Origin of the sequence: Gimesia fumaroli, from assembly GCF_007754425.1 — a bacterium.
Taxonomy (GTDB): Bacteria; Planctomycetota; Planctomycetia; order Planctomycetales; family Planctomycetaceae; genus Gimesia; species Gimesia fumaroli.
Genome location: NZ_CP037452.1, coordinates 5,769,973 through 5,792,525 on the forward strand (window position 1 = coordinate 5,769,973; position 22,553 = coordinate 5,792,525).

A 22,553-nucleotide genomic window follows, 5' to 3' on the forward strand; every position below is an offset into this window, starting at 1 on the left:
CAGACGAACGGCCAGAGTAAAACTAACGATGAATCATTTCATCGTCTCAGCATTTCTCAATTTTTTCCAAATCCATAACTCATTACTTAACTGATGCTTAAGAAATCGAACTCATAAAAGAATGGGTAAATTAGGATGAGAATTCCTGAAAGGCGACGTATACATTCGAATCATTTGAAGCGAAAAATCGTACTGTTTTTTCAAGATGTACCGTTTTTAATGGTCTTCTCAGCTGTATCAAGCCGATCAATTGTGACAGCGGGTTGTCTACACAGCCTCACCTATTGCTGTACTTACGCACAAGAATGCTCTGAATTCACAAAGCGTGTTATATCGGAGAGGTTAGTTTTTAATTAGCATCTTTCAGTCAACGGAATTGAAACGGTTCTGATTGAGCTGAAATGGAGAGATTAAGCTATGAGAACGAACGGATTCGTTGGCTTGATAATTGCGGGAATCTGCTGTTTTTCAACGCAGGCACTGTATTCTCAAACAGATTTCCCAGTCGAACCATCAAATGAATCTGAAGGGGTCTTCAGAATTTCAAATGCCTCGGACTATTACGAACCCGAGTCTGCAATCGACGCCGTCTCATTCGCACCGTCGTCTCCTCGGACTTCTGATTTATCCCCCATTGCAATGCCCGAAAATTATAGCAATGGTGAGTATTACGGTCCCGTAGAAGAATACACCCAGGGGGACTGGATTGAAGAACCCTATCTGGATGAAATGCCTTACGAGCGTCTCGGAATCGTCGCTGGTGCCGCTGCTGTTTTTGTAAAACCCGGCTTTGATACCGATACCGCTTTTACAACAGAAGATCAATCCGGAATGACGACCATCACGACGTCTAATGATTTTCCATACAATTACCAGACCGCTCCTCGCATCAACCTGGGGCTCATTGATAATGAAGGGCTTAGCGCTCAAGTTCGCTGGTTCCAGCTGGAAGATAACTCCGGCAGTGGAGCGACTTCCCCTAATAACTTTGTCTTCTTCAATGGATTGCCTACCAAAACCACAATTGGTGGAATCCGGGCCGGCGGCCAGGCCGGTGACTACATCAACACCACAAGTAGCTTGAAACTCTACACCATTGATGTCGATTTAAGCCAGGAATTGAACTTTGAGCGTTGGCAAACCACTTTCGGCGGTGGCTACCGTCATGCTTCGGTCAGTCAAGGATACCATGCGATCGGAACCGCCAGTGGTTCCCAGGTTCAGTCAGATGCAGGACATCGATTTGACGGAAATGGTATCGTGGTCTTTGGTGAAGCCCGACGCCCCCTGGGACTCTTCGACAGACGATCAAAGGGTACTTCCAGCGTGTCATTGATCTCCAGCGCCAAATATTCCGCTTTGTGGGGTAAGTCAAAATACTCAGCTATCGACAGAAACCCGGGACCGGTGGTTGCATCTGCACAAACCGAATCCAAAAAATCATTAAGTATCGCTGAAATTCAGGTTGGTATGCAGGCCGATTTCGTACTGCAAACAGGAGCCCTCGTCTGGGTTCGTGCAGCTTGGGAAGGAATGTGGTGGAATGGTGCCGGATCAGCCGCCAGCGAATCAGGAGACCTGAGTCTCCTCGGTGGTTCGATCACTTTGGGAATGGATTGGTAAACCTCTCTCAATCACGCTGTATCAAATCAAACAGCCCTGCCAGAATCAGTCTGACAGGGCTGTTTTTTTATGCACGAAAGAGAACCTCTACTTTTGAGGGGGCGCTTCCAGCGACTTGATGAACTCCAGTAAATCCGCCATCTGCTGCGGATTGACTTCTTTCTCCAAGCCATTAGGCATTAAAGAAACCCCATTGGACAGCAGAGTATCGATATTGTTTCGCAGTATCACATCTTCTTTGCCTTCCGCGCGGCGAATGGTATAGCTCGTCGCCGTTTCTGCAGCAATGATACCGGTAAATAGCTTTCCCTGCTCCGTGACGATGGTATAAGTATTATAGTTGGACTGCGCTTCGCGACTGGGGTCCAGAATCGCGATCAGCAAGTCACCGTTGGACTTGTTTTTCGTCGTTGCCAGATTTGGCCCGACATTATGCCCCTGATCCCCGACTTTATGGCAGCCGGCACAATTCTTCAGATAAATCTTCTTTCCACTCTCTACATCGCCCTTTAATTCCAAAGCCGACTGATACGCCGCCACGATCTTCGCCCGGTCACTGTTGACATCGCTTCCCAGCACCTTGCGAGCGCGTTTGCGAATCTCCTTATTGGGGTGATTCATCAACAGGTCTTTTTTGTCGCGGGAAATCTCGTTGAGCTTAACCTGCTTTTTCTTGATCGCGGCCAGCAAAGTATCAATCCGCCCGGACGATCCCAGTAACGCATCGACCACATCGGTCCGCACAGCCGGACTGAATCCGGACCAGTTTGTCAGCAGCGCAGAACCCACATCTTTGTGCTCCATCCGGGATAATGCTTCAACGGCTGCCAGCTGAATTTTTGGTGAGGAACGCGGATTCAACACTTCAGCCAGTACATCGCCGGCAACGCTGAAATCCATAAAGCCCAGCAGGCGAACTGCAGCCACTCGTTCTGCCACAGGCTTGTCTTCATCCTCAGCCGTTTCAACGGCTTCAGCGACGGTTTTGTCAAAACGCTGTTTGACATCAGTACTGATTTGAGGATCTTTCAGCAAGGTCGCCAGCGAGGCACCACGACGGCCCAGACCTTCTCCTAAAGCCCCCAGTACCAACTGTTTCTGAACCAGTGAAATGGAATCCCCCGAGACAAAATCCAACACTGCCAATGCGTCATCCGTTTCCTTTTTCGCACCGGCAATACGCAACAGTTCGACCACAAGAGGTCGTTTTGAGCCGGAAAGTGTACCAGCTGATTCTCGCAGGAAATTCACCGCTAAAGGCCCGGCAATCTCTGCTGAAGAGGTCAGCACTGCAACCTGCATATCTCCATCATAATTCTTTGAGTCTACCAGTTTCGTCAAACCGGCAATCGCGGCCTGTCTGTCAAATTCACCCAGCGAAAACGCCAGCTGCAATTGCACCCGGTATTCCGGATCGTCTGTTAATTTGAGAACCGCTTCAGACAATTCCGAGTTCTCTTTCGCATACCTCTCGGACAACCGAATCGCATGCTCTCTAATTCCGGCTTCCGAATCCTGTAATGCTTTCATCAGAATATCCGAATTTAACGCATTCAATCCATCAAGAGTCCATAACGCATGCAAACGCCCCAAAGGTTGCTTTGACGTTTGAAACAGTTTGACCAGATGCAGAATCGCCGCCTTATCCTGGCGTTCCCAGATCAAACGTTGAGCGGTCTCCCGGTTCCAGCTGTTCGGTGATTCCAACTGCAATACCAGTTGATCGACGGGCAGCACACCTAATTTCTGAACTTTGAATGTCTTCCCCTCGGGATGCTTCAGTCGATAAATCCGCCCGCGATCATGACCGCTTTCCAGGTCAAGATGTCGCTTGATGTCTTCTGGAATCGAAAAGGGATGTTCGATCGTTTCCCGATACATATCGAGAACCCACAGCGTCCCATCCGGTGCATTTACAAAATTGACCGGACGAAACCAGTTATCATTCGAAGTAATAAATTCGGTATCTTCATCAGCCCGAGTCGCGACATAGGTGGCTCCCTTACCATCCATCGTTTTACGGTGAATCAGGTTTCCACCAACATCGCCTATGAATGCATTCCCCTGAAATTCAGCAGGGTAAGCACCACCACGATAAATGGTGACTCCGGTGGCGGAAGTAAAAAAGCCCGTTGCCACTAATTCCGTCGGTGAAAGGCGCTTACGAAATTTCGGATCAGCGGCACGCCGCGCGGTTCGCACCACACGGTAAGGCTCCGGTGGACTCCGGCGAAACACGGGAGCAGCCGCCCCACGCTTTGCTGCCGTCCGCAACACTCCGGGAACCGCCAGATACGCGTTGCGTTTCAAATAATTGCTGGGATAAACCACATGCTGAATGTGATTACTGTTACTGCAGACAAAACGGTTTCCCCAGTCGTCCATTGAATGTCCAAACTGCGAACCACCCGAAACCGCTTCCAGTTCTCGGGTCTTGGGATTCAGCTTCAAATCCCGTCGCCCTGCAGGGATCACTTCTTTACCGTCTTTCAAAATGGAACCGCCGTTGGTCCCGCCCGCAAAGTAAATATGATTATCCAAACCCCATTTCAGATTGTTCGCCAACCCTTGCACATTATTGGTTCGCAGCCCGGTGAAGACCGTCTCGCGAATATCAGCTTTGTCATCGCCGTCGGTGTCTTTGAAGTAATAAATATAGGGAGGCGCAATCACATATACACCGCCGTCATAACAGCAAACCGAAGTGGGCCAGGTAATCGTATCTGCAAAGACAAAGCTTTTATCCATTTTGCCGTCGCCGGTCGTATCTTTTAATAACCGAATCACACCCGCATTTTTTCGGACGGGACCGGGCATATAATCTGGTACCTGATCCGGCAGATAAGGATAGCCTCGCATTTCAGCAACATACATTTGCCCGTTTTCATCAAAACAGGCATCCACTGGGTCCATTACATCAGGCTCAGCGGCCACCAGTTCCAACTCAAAATCACGTTCCAGCTTAAACCCTTTGAGACTCATTTCAGGAGGCGTTGCAGGAATCCGCTTTAGCCGCTTTGCTAAGTCCCCTTCATTCGGCAAAGGCTTTTGTGCAGTCGCTGATGAATAAAAACTGCTGCCAACTAAGAGAACGCCTGTGAAACAAACCAGGACCAGACAAAACACTTTTCGCTGAGTAACCGAAATCATGTATTCCGACTTTCTATGCCAAGAAACGCAGTCATCATGTATGAGGAATCAAAGGTGGGAAGATGAAGAGGAACAATCTGAGCTCAAACTCAGGCTTGAGTCCGATTTTCTCGTTCCGACTTCCAGGGCGAGTAAATTATAAAGAACATTAACGAATGTGTTCTAAAATACCCGGATTACAACGGAAATCAAGTCCATTTCACCCCAAAACCAGAATCTCTCTACGAGCGACTATCGTTAATACGACGAACCATTCCGTTTCAATGACAGAAATGGCACCGCGAAATGAATTATTCCCACTCAATGGTGCTGGGTGGTTTCGAGCTGATGTCATATACCACGCGATTGATTCCCCGCACATTATTTGTGATACGGGTCGACATTCTTTCCAGAACTTCGTGAGGTAGCGGAGACCAGTTGGCGGTCATAAAGTCGTCTGTTTCGACAGCGCGAATTGCAGCGACATCCTCGTAAGTTCGGCCATCGCCCATCACGCCCACCGATCGAATCGGCAACAAAACGGCAAACGCCTGCTTGGTTTTGCGATACAGGTTTGCCTTATGTAATTCATCAATCACAATCAGATCCGCTTCCCGAAGCACTTTCAGACGTTCTTCTGTGACTTCACCCAGACATCGCACTGCCAGGCCGGGACCGGGGAAGGGGTGGCGATAAATCAAATCATCCGGCAGCCCCAGTTCATGGCCCATTTCGCGGACTTCATCTTTGAACAACTCACGCAGCGGTTCAATCAGTTCAAAACCAAGCTGTTCCGGCAATCCCCCCACGTTATGGTGCGATTTAATGGTCGCTGCAGGACCATCAGGGTTGGCCCCCGATTCAATCACATCGGGATACAACGTTCCCTGTGCCAGAAACTGGGCGTTCTCAATCGATTTCGCTTCTTTCTGAAACACTTCGATGAACAAGCGACCGATGATTTTCCGTTTTTCCTGCGGGTCAGAGACACCAGCAAGCTCCGATAAAAACATCTCCTGTGCATCAACGACGTGCAGGTCAGTTTGAAAGTGCTCTCCAAAACGGTGAGACACCTCGTCGGCTTCCCCTTTTCTCAACAGGCCGTTATCCACAAAGATACACGAAAGCTGTGAACCAATGGCGCGGTACAACAATGCTGCGACGACCGAGGAGTCAACGCCCCCCGATAATCCACAAATTACACGCTTATCGCCAACCCGCTCCCGGATCGATTCAATTTCCTGTTCAATCAAATTGGAAATTCGCCAGGTCCCTTCACAGCCACAAACTTTTTGTACAAAGTTAGAAAGCAACATGCCACCAAACTCAGTATGCGTGACTTCCGGGTGAAACTGTAGCCCGAAGAAAGGCTTGCTGTGATGCTTTACCGCTGCAAACTGGCAGGTTTCCGTCGACGCCAGAGAAGTAAAGTGTTCGCTCAGATTCTGGACCTGATCGCCGTGACTCATCCAGGCAACAAAATTTGTAGGCACCCCGGAGAATAAATTTGTATGATCACTCACAGTACAGGGCGTGCGTCCAAATTCCCGGGATTCTCCCGATTTGACTTCACAGCCCTGGGAATCACAGACAAGCTGCATGCCGTAACAGATCCCCAGAATCGGTATCCCCAGATTGAAGATTTCCGGATCAGCCTGAGGTGCGTCTTCCCCATATACGCTGGCAGGACCACCTGAAAGAATAATCCCTTTCGGATTGAGTTCCTTAATCCGCTCCGCAGAAAGATTGGGACGTGCCAGTTGACTGAAGACGTTCTGCTCGCGAACACGTCTCGTAATCAACTGCGATGTTTGAGACCCAAAATCCAGTACCAGGATTAATTCTTCCTGCTTTGTATCGATTAAACTCTGAGAAAGAGCATCCTGCTCAGAAACTTGAGGATCGGTCATTACGTTCTCGAAATATAGATGCAATCAAAGAATCACCAGAGACACTCGCGCTAAGGCCGCCGATGAATTGAATTGCCAGGGACCGAGGCCCGCTGGGACGAAAGAATTCTGCTTGAAAAGCAAGTCGCTATCTTAGCGAGTCCATTTTCGAAATCCAATTCTGCCCGCTGATTTCGCCAAGGAAACCAGCAGGAATCTACAACTATCAGTCAAAATACAAAAGCTACGCCGGATATAGGTCTATGAGCACCAAAATTCGATACCTCTGTTTGAATTCATAATCACACCATTCAGACGGAAACTTAAACGAGAATAGAACTTACAACGAATCAGACACATCAGGAGAAGTTGAACCATTCCTGTCGATCCATCCGATAATTCCAGTAATGCAACAAATGCCGAAAATCACGCGCTGCAGGAATGTGTGAATTACACGCATTTCGTTTACTTCTATCTTATCAGTCTGGGAAAAAATGATTCCCAGCTCTCTCTTTTCAACAAAATATCGCCAGGAACAGAAAATCATGCTTCTCCAATGGAATCATTTTTTCTCCAGACATTGTCTGGCTTTGATCGCAGGAACCTCAATTCTAATTGCAGGAGCCGATGTAAACGCACAAGTGGTGCCGGGAACCGGCACAAAGGTAGATGGGTCCTGGGATGATTTCGAAGATGAATCCTGGGAATTCGTGACCAATCTTCCCAAAAGTAGCTACAATGTTGATAAACAGACCCGTTACCCACTCGGGCAATCCGCCAACAGTATCTGGACAGAAAGTGCCAAACGGGGACAACCAGATATTCTGCAGCGCGTTCCTACCCCACCGGGTGGCCTACCCGGCAGTAAAGGCGCTCTGTTGATGAAGTCGCTGCATACGGGTGTTCCAGGTCATGGCAGCCGGGGAACCAATCAGGATGACCTGATCATGCAGGGCAACATGGTCTCTGTCAATTTTTCCCCCAGCGTAGTTACCCGCGTTTATCTCCCGCCATTTGAGGAATGGGAAGACAAAACCGGTACATCCTTTGGTTTCAGAACAGCAGTGAAAGCACCAATGAAATCGAAGAGCAAGAGTCGAAGACGATTTTTTCGCAGCAGCAGCTATTCCACAAAAATCGAAACCCTCTATCTGGGAATGTTCATTCAGTTCAACAGCAAAACAGATAGCCCGAATGGTGAAGATTCCGCTGTTTTTATCGTCCGGGCAGATACGTCCGGTCAGGACTTCATCGGACCGGAAATCAAACAGACTGGCTGGTGGACTCTCGGCATGTCATTCACTCCTGATGGACGTATTCACTACTACGCCAGCCCCGGCGTTGATCCTCTGACCCCGGCTGACCGATTTGCCTCACATCTGCCATATGGAACAAGAATTCAGTCGTTTCATACTGCTTTCTTCAATGTCTGCAATCAGGACAATGGGCGCACCTGGTCCACTGAGTGGATCATTGACGACCCCGCGATGTACTACATCAGTCGCTAGAGTTTGACGAAACCGGATTCTGATTAAAAATGATAAATCAGAAACGGCATACTCTCTCAGGGTATGCCGTTTCTTCGTTTCTGCTTATCATGTTTTTTCGCTTCATGATCGTTGTTCTCTTTTCAGGACCTCACGATGTTCGTAAATAAGATCAAAACTCTACTTTCTGAGGGTGGTGTCGCTTTGGGAGTCGGCATGCCGGATGCCTCTGAAATCCTGGCAAAACTTTCTGTCGACACTGGTATCGATTTTTTATGGATCGATCTGGAACATCGTCCCTACAGTGTCAATGAAGTCAAACATCTCCCGGAAATCGCCCGCCGCAAAGGCTGCATGCCGATGATTCGCGTGCCCGGGCTCGACCCAATCTACTTCAAAAAAGCACTCGACATCGGAGCCAACACGATCATGGTTCCGCAGATCAACAATGCCGAAGAAGCGAAACTGGCCGTCCAGTACGCGAAATATCCGCCCGAAGGAACCCGTGGCGTCTCTCCCGACTGGACGATGTTTATGGACTTCTCCTTCGACGACTATCTGCCCCATGCGAATCAGGAAACGGCCATCGTGGCCCAGATTGAATCACCGGAAGGCATTGAAAACATTGAGGAAATCGCCGCCGTCGATGGCATCGATGTTGTCTTCGCCGGCCCAATGGACCTTTCCGCTTCCCTGGGAATCATCGGTCAGACCGAACACCCCGAGCTCCTGAAATTACTGGCCGATTTCCCCAAACGAGTCGCCCGTGCCAATAAACCAGCCGGTATTACCTTTGGAGATCTGGACCGCTGCCGCCAGGCCATCGATGAAGGCTACCGATTCGTCAATATCGGCTCAATCGCCTCTTTGGGAACGATTGGTATCAAAGCAGCCCTGCCGGAATTACGGGAACGAGCCAGAAAATAATTCTTAGTTCCTGACAGACTCCACTGGAACACATAAACACAATTTGATACAATTCATACGCTCAATCGATTTCAGACGACAGCGGGAGAACTATCAAGATGTTGACACTGCTGGGACAAAACCACGCACAAGGTTCATTTTGCGATCATTTATCGCGACGGAACTTTCTCCAGGTTGGTAGCCTGGGACTTTCCGGCTTGACCCTCCCCCGCCTGTTACAAGCCGAATCAAACCCGGCCAATAAAAAACGCCAGAAATCGGTGATCATGATCTATCTGGTCGGAGGCCCTCCGCATCAGGATATGATCGATCTCAAGCCGGAAGCCCCCAAAGAGATTGCCGGTCCGTGGCGACCGATCTCAACCAATGTGCCTGGAATTGAAATCTGTGAAGCCTTCCCCCGCATGGCACAACTCATGGATAAAATGGTTCTGGTACGCTCCATCGTCGGTTCACAAAGCGGCCATGATGCCATTCAGTGTTTCAACGGTCATGACCCCAAAAAGACGAAACCACAGGGAGGCTGGCCGCAATTCGGTTCAACCGTTTCCAAAGTACAAGGCGCGCATGTGGAATCGGCGCCCCCCTTTATCAGCCTCTGCTACCCCTGTACTCACGGCCCTTACAATGAACCGGGACCTGGCTTTCTGGGACTCTCGCACTCGCCTTTCCGTCCGATGGGCCCAACCCGTAACGATATGGTTCTGAACGGCATTTCGCTCGAACGGCTTTCTGATCGCAAACAATTACTACAGAGTATCGATAATTTCAAACGGGAAGCAGACGCATCCGGCATGATGACCGGCCTGGACACCTTCACCGAACAGGCAATGGGCGTGTTGACTTCGTCTCAACTGGCAGAAGCCCTGGACCTTTCTAAAGAAGATCCGGAAACCGTCAAACGCTATGGTACCGGCGATCCCACAAAATTCATCGACAGTAACGGCGCTCCCCGCGTGCCGCAGAGCATGCTGGCGGCTCGTCGCTTGATCGAAGCTGGTGCCCGCGTCGTGACTTTGAACTACAGCAAATGGGACTGGCATGGCGGCCCCAACAACTCCATCTTCAAACGCGAAGCAGAAGATTTCCCGATCTTCGACCAATGCGTCAGCGCGCTTCTGGAAGACCTGCATCAACGTGGTCTCGATCAAGACTGTACCGTCGCCATCTGGGGCGAATTCGGGCGAACTCCCAAAATCAGTGCCCGGGTCGGCCGCGATCACTGGCCCCGCGTCAACTCGGCCATCCTCTTCGGCGGTGGCATGAAAACCGGTCAGGTGATTGGCGCCACCGATCGCCTGGGAGGCGAAGCCGTCGATCGTCCCGTCACATTCCCCGAACTGTTTTCCACGCTGTATCATAATCTGGGGATCAATACAGAGCATACTACGATCGAAGACTTCAGCGGCCGTCCGCAATATCTGGTAGAAGAACACGCCAAACCATTGTCAGAATTGATCTAAGCCTCCCTCCAGCGAATTCGGCTCTCTTTTTCAGCTTAGCCGATTAAAACTTGAATCGCTTCAACTGAAAGCGTTAAAATAGCTTATGGCAATATTGAAAGATATTGTTCCCCCCATTTTGAAATGACACGTAGTACTGAATATGCTGTCATAAGAAGCTTCGGCTGAATCACGACCTGTATTCTGAAAAAGAAACCTCCGCGCATGAAGCAATTTCTCCGCACGAGCTCTGTTATCCTACTGATGGCCATCTGCGTAAGCATTTCGACTTCGGCTGAAGAAACGAAATCAAAAGTAGACGCCGCTCCGCAATTTGCACCGGATCAATTGGAGTTCTTCGAAAAGTCGATTCGCCCTCTGCTCGCCGAACATTGTTACAAGTGCCATAGCGGCCAGGCCAAACGGCTCGAAGGGGGACTGCGACTCGATGCACGCTCCCTGATCATGAAAGGCGGCGATTCAGGCCCTTCTGTAGACACGAAAAAACCACACGACAGCCTGCTACTGGAAGCCGTTCGTTATGAATCATTCGAGATGCCTCCCGACACACGTCTCAAAAAAGAAGAGATCGATCTCCTAACACGCTGGGTCGAAATGGGACTCCCCTGGCCCGACGAAAAACCACCCGCCGAGAGAGAAGCTGCTGAAACGTTTGATCTCAAACACCGGCGTGAAACGCACTGGGTCTGGCAACCACTGAAAAACGTGACACCACCGACAGTCAAGAACAAGAACTGGTCGGCACATCCCGTGGATCAGTTTATTCTGGCGAAGCTCGAAGCCAACAAGTTACAGCCTGCACAACACGCCGACAAGCGGACCATCATCCGACGGCTCTACTTCGACCTGATCGGCCTCCCGCCGACCCCCGCACAGATTCATTCCTACCTGAATGATCCATCGCCCAACGCCACTGAGAAGGTCGTCGATCAGCTTCTGGCGTCTCCTCAATTTGGCGAACGCTGGGGACGCCACTGGCTGGATCTGATGCGGTATGCCGAATCACGAGGACATGAGTTCGATAACGATGCCCCCAACGCATTTCAGTATCGCGATTATGTCATCCGAGCCTTGAATGCCGACCTGCCATACGATCAGTTCGTCACCGAACACATCGCCGGTGATTTGCTAAAACAGCCGCGATTGCATCCAGAAAAACAGTTCAATGAATCGGTCCTCGCAACCGCCTTCTGGTATCTGGGGGAATGGGTTCACTCTCCCGTTGATATCCGCAAAGACGAAACCGACCGCTTTGATAATGCAATCGACGTCATGACTAAATCGTTCCTGGGTATGACCGTTTCCTGTGCTCGCTGTCACGATCATAAGTTCGACGCCATTTCAACCAAAGATTATTACGCCTTATACGGCTACCTGCAAAGTAGCAACTACCATCAGGTTCGATTTGAGTCGATGCCTCACAATCAGAACATCGCACAGCAGGCCGAACAGCTGCACCAGCGTGAGCAAAGCCGCCTCAAAGCAAAACTGAAAGCCGCGTTCCAGCACGAAGTCAAAAATTTCTCTCGCTATTACGAGAGTGCCTCACAACTGGTTCAGTCAGCAAAAGAGACCGATCTGGAACAACAGCTTCAGACTCAGTCAGTACAGCAGCAACTTAATCCAGGCATCCTCAAACGCTGGGTTCAATTACTGCAGAACAATCAGGCCGCGGAAAAGGAGCTCAAAGCGGCCATCATGCTGGAGGCAAACACGCCAGCTTCATTGACTCCCCCCAGTCCCTTCGCACCAGCCAGCCCCGAGTCTCCCAACCGAACCATCGTCAATTATGATCATTGTTCCTCGGAAGACTTCATCACTGACGGCTTCACCTTTGGACTGGCCCCGCGTCCCCGAGGCACGCTTCAGCTCAATCCAACCAATAAGCAGCTCCCGCTGACAGTGCAACTGGAAGGAGCCGCGGTCCGCGACCCCCTCTGGAACGATCTGGAAGACGTAAAATCACCGCAGATGAACCAGAAAAACAAATTGAGATCCTACCCCCGTGCCGGAAAAACGCTCCGCACGCCCACCTTCGAAGTCCAGGGATCGGTCGCCTATCGGGTGAAGGGCTCCTGCTGGGTCTATGCCTGTGTCGATTCCCATCGTCTGCTGTTCGGCCCCCTTCACGGCTCGACGTTAAAGAAAGTCACTGCTGACAAATCCGGCAAGCCGCTGTGGGTGTTTCATGATCTGTCCCGCTATAAAGGACATCGCGTTCACCTTGAATTCACCCCCATCGATCAATCACCGCTGGAGATCTATCAAGTCAAGAACGCGGCTCAGTTTCCCGAACCCGACCTGACCTCCGTCAGTCTGAAAAGTCCTCAGGCCCAAAAGGCGTTCACAGACGCATTTCATGAGTTCTTTGACACTTTAGACAAACCGGCTCCCCAGGCGGCCTCTCTGATCAACTGGATGCTCACCCACCCAGACCTGTTCTCAGAACCAAACAGTCCCGAACGTCTCACGCTCAAAAAAGAAATCAAAGATTATCAGACTCAACGTGATAAGCTGAAACAGGCAATTCAAACCAAATCACAAACCGCAATGGCAATCATGGATGGCAGTGCGGAAAACGATCATGTCCTGATTCGTGGCAGCCATCAAAATCAAGGCCCCGTGGTCGAACGGCGATTCCTGGAAGCGCTCAACGGTGTCACTCCTGAGAATACCCCCGGAAGCGGACGGCTTGCATTGGCACGCGAGATCAATGATCCCGCAAATCCGCTTACGCATCGTGTGATTGTGAATCGCATCTGGGCGCACCTGTTCGGCAGAGGCATTGTCCCCAGCGTCGATAATTTCGGCGTCTTGGGTGAACGACCTTCGCATCCGGAGCTGCTGGACTATCTAGCCGTACAATTCCTGAAAGAAGGCCGCTCCCTTAAACAGATGATCAAGTCTCTTGTGCTGACCCAGACGTATCAGCAGGCCAGCCAGACCACATTGAATGTCTCGGAAATCGATCCCGATAATATTTATCTCCACAAAATGCCGTTAAAACGACTGGAAGGCGAATCCATTCGGGATGCGCTGCTGAGTATTTCCGGAAGACTCGATACGACAATGTACGGCTCTTCGATCCCGGTTCATCTCACCAGATTTATGGACGGTCGCGGCAAGCCGCCGGTCAACGGTCCGCTGGACGGAAAAGGCAGACGCTCGATCTACATCCAGGTCCGCCGGAATTTCCTCTCTCCGATGATGCTGGCATACGATACCCCCAGCCCGTTCAGCACAATGGGCCGCCGAAATGTCTCCAATGTACCTGCCCAGGCATTGATCATGATGAATGATCCGTTTGTGCTTCAACAGGCGCAACTCTGGGGAGAACGGGTGGCTAATGATTCGAATCTCAAAACAACCGACGACAAGATTCGCTGGATGTATGAAACGGCGTTAAGTCGTCAGCCCACTTCAGAAGAACTGGCAGCGGCCAAAGCATTCGTACTAGAACGCACAAAACAAAATCCGGATACAACACCCCCTGCTACCATCTGGGCAGAGCTGGGCCATGTGATCTTTAATCTCAAAGAGTTTATCTACGTTTTTTGATTTCCAGAGAACCCTCAGAAAGTCTGCAACATGCACTGCGGTCAATTCAGACAACAATTCACACGACGTGATATGCTCAAACACTGTGCCAACGGTTTCGGTGCCGCTGCGCTCACAGCCCTGTTGCAGGACCAGGCATTCTCCGGAGTCGCCACCGGCAAAACTCATTTCCCCCCTAAAGCCAAGAACGTTATTTTTCTGTATATGGACGGTGGCCCTTCGCAAGTCGATACGTTCGACCCGAAACCACTGTTAACCAAATACAATGGAAAAAATCCAGGCGAGTTTTTCAAAGTTGAAGACACACAGTTTGATAACGTCGGCAAAGTCCTTAAAAGTCCGTGGAACTTTAAACAATACAGCGAAAGCGGCATCCCGGTCAGCGATCTCTTCCCCCACATCGGCACCTGTGTCGACGACATGGCTGTCATCCGGTCGGTCGTATCTCAATTTCCTGAACATACTTTTGCCAACTACTTTCTACATACCGGCAGCGGCCTGCAGGGACGCCCCAGCATGGGTGCCTGGGTCAATTACGGCTTAGGCAGTGAATGCCAGAATCTGCCCGGCTTTGTTGTTGTTAACGGCGGCCTGATCCCTCCCGGCGGTCTCGACTGCTTCAACAGTGGTTTTCTCCCCGCCAGCTTTCAGGGCTCGGTGTTCAAGCCGGGGGGTAGCGGAATTGCGAACGTCAAACGTCTGGAAAAAACTGTCCAGACTCAACAGCAAAAACTCAAACTGATGCAACAACTGGATCGCTTCAAACAACAGCAATCTGGCGCACACGACGAAATTGAATCTGCCATCTCGAATTATGAACTTGCCTATAAAATGCAAATGGCAATTCCCGACCTGATGTCATTCACCAGCGAAAGTAAATCCACCCTGGACCTGTATGGATTCAATGCAGAATATGAACCCACACAAACCTACGCTGCAGAATGTCTGCTCGCGAGGAGACTCGTCGAACGGGGCGTTCGTTTTGTCGAACTGACTTGCACCAATGTCAAAAGCGATCGCTGGGATCAACATAGTAACTTAAAACGCGATCATGAAAATAACGCCCGCGCCGTGGATCAACCGATTGCGGGCCTGCTGAAAGACCTCAAACAGCGCGGCCTGCTCGATTCCACACTGGTCATCTGGGGCGGCGAGTTCGGAAGAACCCCATTCGCTCAGGGAACCAACGGGCGAGACCACAACCCGTTCGGCTTCTCGATGTGGATGGCAGGCGGCGGGATCAAAGGCGGTACAGTCTATGGCACCACCGATGAATGGGGCTATAAAGTCGTGGAAAACCGCGTGGAAATTCATGATATCCACGCCACCATGCTGCATCTGCTGGGACTGGAACATACGAAATCCACCTTCCGCTTTGGTGGTCGCGACATGCGACTGACCGACGTACACGGACACGTGGTACATGATGTGATTGCTTAAACCAATTTGCTCGTTCGGCATCGATCACGCATTGAAAGGCAATAAGATGAAACCGCTTCTCAGAGTGCTCTGCTTCGCGTTTTCGTATTCACTCCTGCTCGGGCCGAGCACTCTCACCGCGGAAGACTGGCCCGCCTTTCGTGGCCCCCGAGGCAACGGGACCTCACTGGAAACCGAGGTTCCTCTTAAGTGGAATCAAACGGAAAACATCGTCTGGAAAGTTCGGCTCCCGACATCTGGGAACAGCAGCCCGATTGTCTCCAACGGACGTGTGTTTGTGACCTGTGCCGAAAAGGAAGGACGCCAGCGCAGCCTCTACTGCTATGATCGAAGAAACGGCCAGCAACTCTGGGTCCGCACTGTGAACTTCGATAAAGTCTTGCCGACACATAAGACCAACAACTATTGTGGTTCTACTCCCGTGACTGATGGAGAGCGGGTTGTTGTCTGGCATTCCTCAGCTGGTTTATTCTGCTATGACTTCGCCGGCAAAGAACTCTGGAGCCGAAATCTGGGAGAGTTTGAACACATCTGGGGTTATGGAGTCTCCCCGCTCCTGCATGACGGCAAAGTCATCTTGCACTGTGGACCCGGGAAACGGGTCTTCATGACGGCCGTTGACCTGGCGAATGGAAAGACCATCTGGGAAACCGAGGAACCGACTGAAGGGGATGGTCAACGCAACAACGAACGAAAATACATGGGGTCCTGGAGCACACCCGTCATCGCTGACATTAAAGGACAAGAGTTGATCGTCTGCAGCATGTCACTGCGCGTGAATGCCTATGCCCCCCAAACCGGAAAGATCATCTGGAGCTGTTATGGGCTACGAGGTAAAAAAGGCGACCTCGCGTATACGTCACCGGTTCTCGCAAATGATATCTGCGTCGCGATGGGCGGCTACAATGGCCCTGCGATCGGTTTTCGGCTGCAAGGCACGGGAGACATCACTGACCCAGAGCGATTATGGCGAGAGGAACCGAATCCGCAGCGCATTTCGACGGGAGTTTTCACGAATAACCATCTCTTCATGGCAAATGCCGGCCCCAATATTTTCCAGTGCCTGAATCCCAGCACCGGAAAAATCGTCTGGCAGGAACGTTCGGGAGGCGCCGCCTGCTGGGGCTCGATGGTTCTGGCGAATGAGCATCTCTACGTCACCGATCAGAACGGGACAACTCACGTGTTCAAGCCGAATGCAGCACGCTTCGAAAAGGTCGCTCAAAATCAACTGAAAGAACGGAGTAATTCCACGCCCGCTTTTTCTGACGGACAGATTTTTCTCCGTACGTTCCAACATCTTTACTGTATTGGAAACTAACAGAAAACGCGGACTACCAGAGCTCGATTTCCATTTCGAGCTCTACACCGAACTTTTCTGAAACCGTATTCTGCGCCAGATTGATCAGATCGAGTACGTTTTCCGTCGTTGCATTTTCATCGTTGATGATGAAATTCGCATGCCGATCACTGATTTCTGCACCACCAATGCGTGTGCCTTTCAGACCTGCCTGATCGATCAGCGCGCCCGCGTGCATGCCACGTGGATTCTTAAAAATGCAACCGGCTGACTGGTGCGTCAAAGGCTGGTTGGCTTTCTTCATGATCCAGTTCTTTTTCATCCGGTTGGCAACTTCGTTGGGATCATCCTGCTTCAATTCAAAAGTGGCTTCCAGAATCGCCAGCTCATTGATGCTGCTTTCGCGGTAACTGAAGCTCAATTCATCTGCAGTCCGAACAAATTTTTCTCCTCGCGCCGTCAAAACAGAGACCGAAGTTGCATACTGACCGATATCGCCGTTATGGCCACCCGTATTTCCATGCAGTGCACCACCGACCGTTCCGGGAATCCCAACCAGACCTTCCAGGCCGACCAGCCCCGCTTTCACGGTCTGAGAAACAAGATTTGACAACAATGCACCGGACCCTGCGGTTACCGTGGTCCCTTCGATCTGGATCTTCGCGAATTCTTCGTCGTGAATTCGGATTACTGCGCCCTGCACGCCGGAATCTTTGATCAGAATATTTGAGCCTCCGCCCATCACGCGCACGGGGATCTCATTTTCGACACAACACAAAACGACTGCCTGCAGTTCGTCCACGTTGCGTGGTTCCAGAAAGAACTGGGCCGGTCCCCCTATTTTGAAATAGGAATACTTGGCCAATGGTTCAGAATGCTTAAGAATCTCTTTGAAGTCTTCGATTGAGCTCATGATGGATCCGATTTATCTCGCCCGCTCCCATAGTAATGATGATATCACCAGATTGAGCCTCAGTCTCTAAAGTTGAGAGCATCTGGTCAAGGGAACTGCTGAATCTAGCCGAATCATTATGACGAAGAATTCGATTTACAAGCTCTTTTGACGTTTCAACGGGTTCTTCACCCAGGTTTTCACGGGCCGCATAGACGGGGGCAATCAGAATTTCGTCCGCCAAAGCGAAACTGCGGGCATAATAATCCATCAAAGCCTGCGTGCGCGAGACCTGGTGCGGTTCATATAAACACCAGACTTTTCGATCCGGATTTTCCTGCCTCAGCATTTTGAGCGTCGACTGAATCGCTGTCGGGTGATGGGCATAATCGTCGAAAAGAGCGATTCCTTTATAAGAGCCCATTCGCTCATAACGGCGGCGAATTCCGGGAAACTGGTAGATGCCTTCGCGAATCTCTTCCGCATCGATACCAGCGGTGTGGCACAGAATCGTTGCGACCATCGCGTTGGAAACATTATGTTTACCCGTTTTCTGCAGGGAAATTTCTGAATAATACTCACCTTGATGAAAGAGTCGGAATCGCAGGCCAAATGAGGTCGGTTTGATATCCGTAGCCCACCAGTCTGCCCCTCGTTCCAGAGAAAAGGTCGTTACTTTCGCTTTGCACGCTTCGCGAATTTTCGAAAGTCCCAGGCAGGTTGCCGGCAGCAATAAGGAACCACTCACCGGAATGCGGGAAACAAACTCAGCGTAAGCGGTCGTCATATCGTCCTGGTTTTTGAAATAATCAAAATGATCCGGCTCGATGTTTGTAATCGCGGCATGATAGGGGAATAAATTCAGAAAACTACGTTGATACTCGCAACTTTCCGCTACAAATAAAGGCCCTTCGCCGGCCCAGCCGTTCAAATTTTCGTTGCATAATTCCGCACCAATCACCGCAGAAGGAGCAGCACCAGAGTTTTCAAGCACATACGCAGTCAAAGCGGTTGTCGTGCTTTTTCCATGTGTCCCTGCGATACAAACGCCTTTTTTCTGCCGCATCAGGCTACCCAGCATCTGCGCATATGAGAATTGAGGTATTCCCATTCGCTGCGCAAATCGACGTTCCGGATTTGCCAGACCAATCGCCGGACTATAAATCAACACGTTCGTTCCTTCAGGAACAAACCGCTTGTCATGTCCCTGATGAACCCGATATCCGCCTGACCGCAACGAGCCTGCGGCAGGAATGGGAGGACTCATATCAGATCCCGTCACGCGGCAGCCAGCACTTGCCAGATATTCGGCGAGCGCTTTCATTCCGGAACCACAAATACCAACTAGATGGGCAGAGGCAGGTAATGCAGCTGAATCCAACTGGAATTCATTCGTTGACAGGCTTTGCTGATTAATGTTCGCTTTTGACAGGATCATAGTCGCCTTAATGTCTATCTGAAGTTCCCGATGATTGGTCTTGAAAAGGGAGAGTCCCCCCCGACAAGTACTGGTTTCGGCTGGATCGTTCCGAAATCCCTCGTCTCTAACTATCGGGAATCAACGCGTTCTGAATCCATTGGTTATGACATTTGTTTCGACTAGATAAACATTATCGAATAAAAAGATCCTGTTGCATCAAGCCGGTCGTCTGGTAAAAGCTGACAAGATAGATAAACCTGAGTCATTTTTGACTCGAAGTCGTTTGGCTCCTTTGACTTCCTTTGATTTTTTCAAAGTTCTTATAATTCTTCTCCGGCTTCGATACAATGCATTATGCCTCGAAATGGAATCTGTCTGAAGACCAGTTTTTTCTAGCTGCTTTCCGCCAAACACTGTTCAATCGAATCGTTCCCGAAGGAGTAATCGAATGCCGTCTCCCGAATTTGATATTCAAGCGGCCCATCGCTATTTCGCTGCTGCCTGTTTTAATAAAACCTGGGAGTACCTGGATAAAAAAGATCGTACTCCAGCAGAAAATCTCGAGATGATTTCCACCTGTCATGCCTCATATTGGCACTGGACCCAGTTTGAGGGACATACGCCGCAAAACATTTCTATCGCTTACTGGCAACTCTCTCGGGTTTATGCAATCACCAACCAGCCGAGTAACGCTCTCAGTTTTGGTACTCTCTGTCTTAACGTGACTCGAGAGGGTCAATTGAGCCCTTTTTATCTGGCCTATGCTTATGAAGCGCTGGCGCGGGCCGCCTCGGTTGCTAATAAACCAGAAGAGGTCGCATCGTACCTGGAGCAGGCAAAAAAAATCGCAGAAACTGATCTGGAGGGAGATGAAAAACAGCAATTGCTGACCGATCTGGATACAATATAGGTATCTTTCGTCCTGTCTGTTCTGATCTTGGGGCGCTGTAATTCACCGAGCATACTTTAGCGCATTTTTATGGATTATCTGAAACAACTTCTGGAATCCTACTTCGATATCCCACCGGCGGGGCCGGGGCAGGGATCGGCGTGGAATTTCCAGTGGCACTCTCCCTGGCCAGCTTGGCTACCAGACTGGTGTGTGCTCTTGTTGGGTGTTGGAATTCTGTTTCTGCTGATTTACGCTTACCTCAAAGATACGGCTCATTTAGATCTGCCCAAGCGTGCTGTCCTGCTCAGTCTTCGACTCGTACTGTTTGTGATTGTCTTATTGTTCCTTACCAAATTCACGTTGACGATTCACAGAACTGGTTTGCCGTTTGTCGCCTTGCTGATTGATGACTCCGCCAGCATGGGCCTGGAAGATGATTATTCTCAATCCGCGTCCACAAAAATCAGTCAGGTAGCCAAAGAGCAGACGGAAGGAAAAAATCGACTCGATCTCGTCAAGAACCTGTTACTTCAGGACAACGCCCGATTTTTAACCGAGCTGCAGGAAAATCACAAACTCAGGCTTTACCACTTTTCCGAAGAGTGTATCCCGCTGGGACAACCAGGCCTGCTGGATAAAACAGACGCCGAACAAACCCAGGAACTGCTCAAACAAATTCAACCATTGGGAACGGAAACGCGGCTGTTTCACGCCGTACAAAAAGTACTCAATGATTTTCGTGGCACTCCACCGACAGCCATCATTGTGCTGAGTGATGGAATCTCCAGCACGGGTGAGGTCGATCTCTTATCGCGTGCCGCCATTTTGGCAAAGTCAAAACTGGTTCCGATCTTTCCCGTCGGCGTCGGAAGTGAACAACCGGTCCGCGATCTACAACTGTATGATCTGCTGGTAGATGACGTCGCTTTCGTCAACGATCCAATCAATCTATCAGCGAAAGTAAAAAGCTTCGGCATCAATTCCGGTTCGATTTCTGTCGCCCTTAAGGATGCAAAAACGGGAGCATCTCTTGCTGCACGACAGATTCCGGTAAACCCGAAAAAAGAGTATCAGAAAATCGAACTTACTTTCACCCCCAACAGACCGGGGTTATTTGAATACGTATTTGAAGTCGAACCGGTCAAAGGCGAGGTAAATCAGAAAAATAACCAGCAGAGCGGGCAGGTCTCCGTACTCGATCAGAAAATCCGCGTCTTGCTGGTGGATTCGGTTCCCCGCTATGAGTATCGCTATCTGAAACACCTGCTGGAGCGAGATAAAACGATCGAGCTGCGCAGCATCTTACAGGAATCGGATCTCGAATATTCTTCTGAAGATGCGACCGCCCTTGATTATTTCCCGGTCAAAAAAGAAGACCTCTACCAATACGATGTTGTCATTCTGGGAGATGCCGATCCAGCATACTTCAGTCAGGCGGTGCTTGAGAATCTGGATCAGTTCGTCCGGGAAAAAGGAGGCGGACTGATCGTCGTCGCGGGCCCTCGCTTTGCACCACAGACCTATGCCAATACCGTGCTCGAGGGACTGCTGCCAATCGAAATTTCCAAACAGAATCAGCTGACCGATCAAGCTCCCATCGTCAATGGCTTCCAACCGGAACTGACCTCCGAAGGGCAATTCAGCACTTCCATCTTCCGTTTTGCCGACAACGCCGAACAGAGTCGAACCATCTGGAATAATCTACCAGAACTATACTGGTATTACGCGGCAGACAAGGTCAAACCAGGGGCATCCGTGTTGGCCATCCATCCAACTCAAAAAGGAAAAAACGGACAGAATATCCCCATCATCGCCACACAGCGTGTCGGCGCAGGAAAAGTCATCTTCAACGCCACCGATGATCTCTGGCGCTGGCGGGATCTCGTGGGGGATCTGTATTACTCCCGTTACTGGGTTCAGGCAATCCGCTACTTGAGCCGCGCAAAACTTTTAAATCAGGAGCAGGCCGTCGAACTGACACTGGACCGTAAAACGTATCAGCAAGGCGACACCGTTCAATTTCGCGTCAAGTTCCTCGACGAACGCTTGATTCCAACGGGTTCGGAAACAGTGACCGTGATGCTGGAACGTCAAGGCGAAGCATCTCGACCGGTCAAATTAACTCCCTTAGAAAAATCACCCTCTGTATTTGAAGGAACCTTCTCCAACATCACCGAAGGCGCTTACCATACGTGGGTTTCACAACCGATTCTGCAAGGCACCCCGCCTGCGGAAGATTTTCGGGTCGAAGTCTCGCAGCGTGAACTACTTAACCGGGATATGAATCAGTCTGATATGCAGAAAACGGCCAAAGAAACCCGAGGAGAATATTTCCAGATCTTTGCTGCCGGGGAACTTCCCCAGGCCATCCCCGTGGGGCATCCGGTCCCTCTGGAAAATGAAGAGCCGATACCTCTCTGGAATCGCTGGGAATTTCTACTTCTGTTTACATTACTGATCTCGATAGAATGGCTGTTAAGAAAACGGTTTCGCTTAGTATAATCGAACCAATGATGTTCCTGTTGTTTCACTG

13 protein-coding genes are annotated in these 22,553 nt (G+C 50.3%); 9 read left to right on the forward strand and 4 right to left on the reverse strand.

What is annotated here, in order from left to right; all coding sequences use genetic code 11:
- The first annotated feature begins 417 nt into the window (after positions 1 to 417).
- Positions 418 to 1,623: a hypothetical protein gene (locus Enr17x_RS21880; protein WP_145311823.1), complete on the forward strand. Its 1,206-nt coding sequence runs from the start codon at positions 418 to 420 to the stop codon at positions 1,621 to 1,623.
- An 87-nt stretch (positions 1,624 to 1,710) separates the two neighbouring features.
- Here the strand turns inward: Enr17x_RS21880 and Enr17x_RS21885 are convergent, their stop codons facing one another.
- Entirely contained in the window at positions 1,711 to 4,773 is a 3,063-nt protein-coding gene (locus Enr17x_RS21885; RefSeq protein ID WP_145311824.1) for a PVC-type heme-binding CxxCH protein, read from the reverse strand.
- A 290-nt stretch (positions 4,774 to 5,063) separates the two neighbouring features.
- Positions 5,064 to 6,662 carry a glutamine-hydrolyzing GMP synthase gene (gene guaA / locus Enr17x_RS21890; RefSeq protein ID WP_145311825.1) on the reverse strand — a complete coding sequence of 533 codons (1,599 nt, stop codon included), beginning with the start codon at positions 6,660 to 6,662 and terminating at the stop codon, positions 5,064 to 5,066.
- A 524-nt stretch (positions 6,663 to 7,186) separates the two neighbouring features.
- Between guaA and Enr17x_RS21895 the strand changes: the two genes are divergently transcribed.
- From Enr17x_RS21895 to Enr17x_RS21920, 6 genes are all read left to right on the forward strand, one after another.
- A complete protein-coding gene (locus tag Enr17x_RS21895; protein ID WP_145311826.1) occupies positions 7,187 to 8,149 on the forward strand; it encodes a hypothetical protein in 963 nt (320 codons plus the stop codon).
- A gap of 135 nt (positions 8,150 to 8,284) precedes the next feature.
- The gene (locus Enr17x_RS21900) at positions 8,285 to 9,055 is read left to right on the forward strand and encodes an HpcH/HpaI aldolase family protein (protein ID WP_145311827.1); all 771 of its coding nucleotides are present in this window, start codon (positions 8,285 to 8,287) and stop codon (positions 9,053 to 9,055) included.
- A gap of 98 nt (positions 9,056 to 9,153) precedes the next feature.
- Positions 9,154 to 10,518, forward strand: coding sequence for a DUF1501 domain-containing protein (locus tag Enr17x_RS21905; protein ID WP_145311828.1), 1,365 nt, complete (start codon positions 9,154 to 9,156; stop codon positions 10,516 to 10,518).
- A 204-nt stretch (positions 10,519 to 10,722) separates the two neighbouring features.
- Positions 10,723 to 14,076: a PSD1 and planctomycete cytochrome C domain-containing protein gene (locus Enr17x_RS21910; RefSeq protein ID WP_145311829.1), complete on the forward strand. Its 3,354-nt coding sequence runs from the start codon at positions 10,723 to 10,725 to the stop codon at positions 14,074 to 14,076.
- Between the two features lie 30 nt (positions 14,077 to 14,106).
- Positions 14,107 to 15,516 carry a DUF1501 domain-containing protein gene (locus tag Enr17x_RS21915; RefSeq protein WP_145311830.1) on the forward strand — a complete coding sequence of 470 codons (1,410 nt, stop codon included), beginning with the start codon at positions 14,107 to 14,109 and terminating at the stop codon, positions 15,514 to 15,516.
- Between the two features lie 46 nt (positions 15,517 to 15,562).
- Positions 15,563 to 16,837 (forward strand): PQQ-like beta-propeller repeat protein, encoded by a 1,275-nt coding sequence (locus Enr17x_RS21920; protein WP_145311831.1) that lies wholly within the window; start codon positions 15,563 to 15,565, stop codon positions 16,835 to 16,837.
- A 13-nt stretch (positions 16,838 to 16,850) separates the two neighbouring features.
- On the opposite strand, the gene murB is transcribed toward Enr17x_RS21920, so the two are convergent.
- Both murB and murC read right to left on the reverse strand, forming a co-directional pair.
- Positions 16,851 to 17,729, reverse strand: a complete 879-nt coding sequence (murB, locus tag Enr17x_RS21925) for a UDP-N-acetylmuramate dehydrogenase (RefSeq protein WP_145311832.1) — start codon at positions 17,727 to 17,729, stop codon at positions 16,851 to 16,853.
- The gene (gene murC / locus Enr17x_RS21930) at positions 17,695 to 19,146 is read right to left on the reverse strand and encodes a UDP-N-acetylmuramate--L-alanine ligase (protein ID WP_145311833.1); all 1,452 of its coding nucleotides are present in this window, start codon (positions 19,144 to 19,146) and stop codon (positions 17,695 to 17,697) included. The genes murB and murC overlap by 35 nt, the downstream gene beginning before the upstream one ends.
- Before the next feature lie 430 nt (positions 19,147 to 19,576).
- Here murC and Enr17x_RS21935 point away from each other — a divergent pair, with 430 nt between their 5' ends.
- Positions 19,577 to 20,038: a hypothetical protein gene (locus Enr17x_RS21935; protein ID WP_145311834.1), complete on the forward strand. Its 462-nt coding sequence runs from the start codon at positions 19,577 to 19,579 to the stop codon at positions 20,036 to 20,038.
- A 69-nt stretch (positions 20,039 to 20,107) separates the two neighbouring features.
- Positions 20,108 to 22,522, forward strand: coding sequence for a VWA domain-containing protein (locus Enr17x_RS21940; protein WP_145311835.1), 2,415 nt, complete (start codon positions 20,108 to 20,110; stop codon positions 22,520 to 22,522).
- Positions 22,523 to 22,553: the final 31 nt, after the last annotated feature.

Bases quoted from the DNA above. Each gene is read 5' to 3' on its own strand.
- murB (WP_145311832.1), bottom strand. From the start codon at position 17,729: ATGAGCTCAATCGAAGACTTCAAAGAGATTCTTAAGCATTCTGAACCA.
- Enr17x_RS21900 (WP_145311827.1), top strand. From the start codon at position 8,285: ATGTTCGTAAATAAGATCAAAACTCTACTTTCTGAGGGTGGTGTCGCT.
- Enr17x_RS21935 (WP_145311834.1), top strand. From the start codon at position 19,577: ATGCCGTCTCCCGAATTTGATATTCAAGCGGCCCATCGCTATTTCGCT.
- Enr17x_RS21905 (WP_145311828.1), top strand. From the start codon at position 9,154: ATGTTGACACTGCTGGGACAAAACCACGCACAAGGTTCATTTTGCGAT.
- Enr17x_RS21915 (WP_145311830.1), top strand. From the start codon at position 14,107: ATGCACTGCGGTCAATTCAGACAACAATTCACACGACGTGATATGCTC.
- Enr17x_RS21880 (WP_145311823.1), top strand. From the start codon at position 418: ATGAGAACGAACGGATTCGTTGGCTTGATAATTGCGGGAATCTGCTGT.
- Enr17x_RS21910 (WP_145311829.1), top strand. From the start codon at position 10,723: ATGAAGCAATTTCTCCGCACGAGCTCTGTTATCCTACTGATGGCCATC.
- Enr17x_RS21895 (WP_145311826.1), top strand. From the start codon at position 7,187: ATGCTTCTCCAATGGAATCATTTTTTCTCCAGACATTGTCTGGCTTTG.
- Enr17x_RS21940 (WP_145311835.1), top strand. From the start codon at position 20,108: ATGGATTATCTGAAACAACTTCTGGAATCCTACTTCGATATCCCACCG.
- Enr17x_RS21920 (WP_145311831.1), top strand. From the start codon at position 15,563: ATGAAACCGCTTCTCAGAGTGCTCTGCTTCGCGTTTTCGTATTCACTC.
- Enr17x_RS21885 (WP_145311824.1), bottom strand. From the start codon at position 4,773: ATGATTTCGGTTACTCAGCGAAAAGTGTTTTGTCTGGTCCTGGTTTGT.
- guaA (WP_145311825.1), bottom strand. From the start codon at position 6,662: ATGACCGATCCTCAAGTTTCTGAGCAGGATGCTCTTTCTCAGAGTTTA.
- murC (WP_145311833.1), bottom strand. From the start codon at position 19,146: ATGATCCTGTCAAAAGCGAACATTAATCAGCAAAGCCTGTCAACGAAT.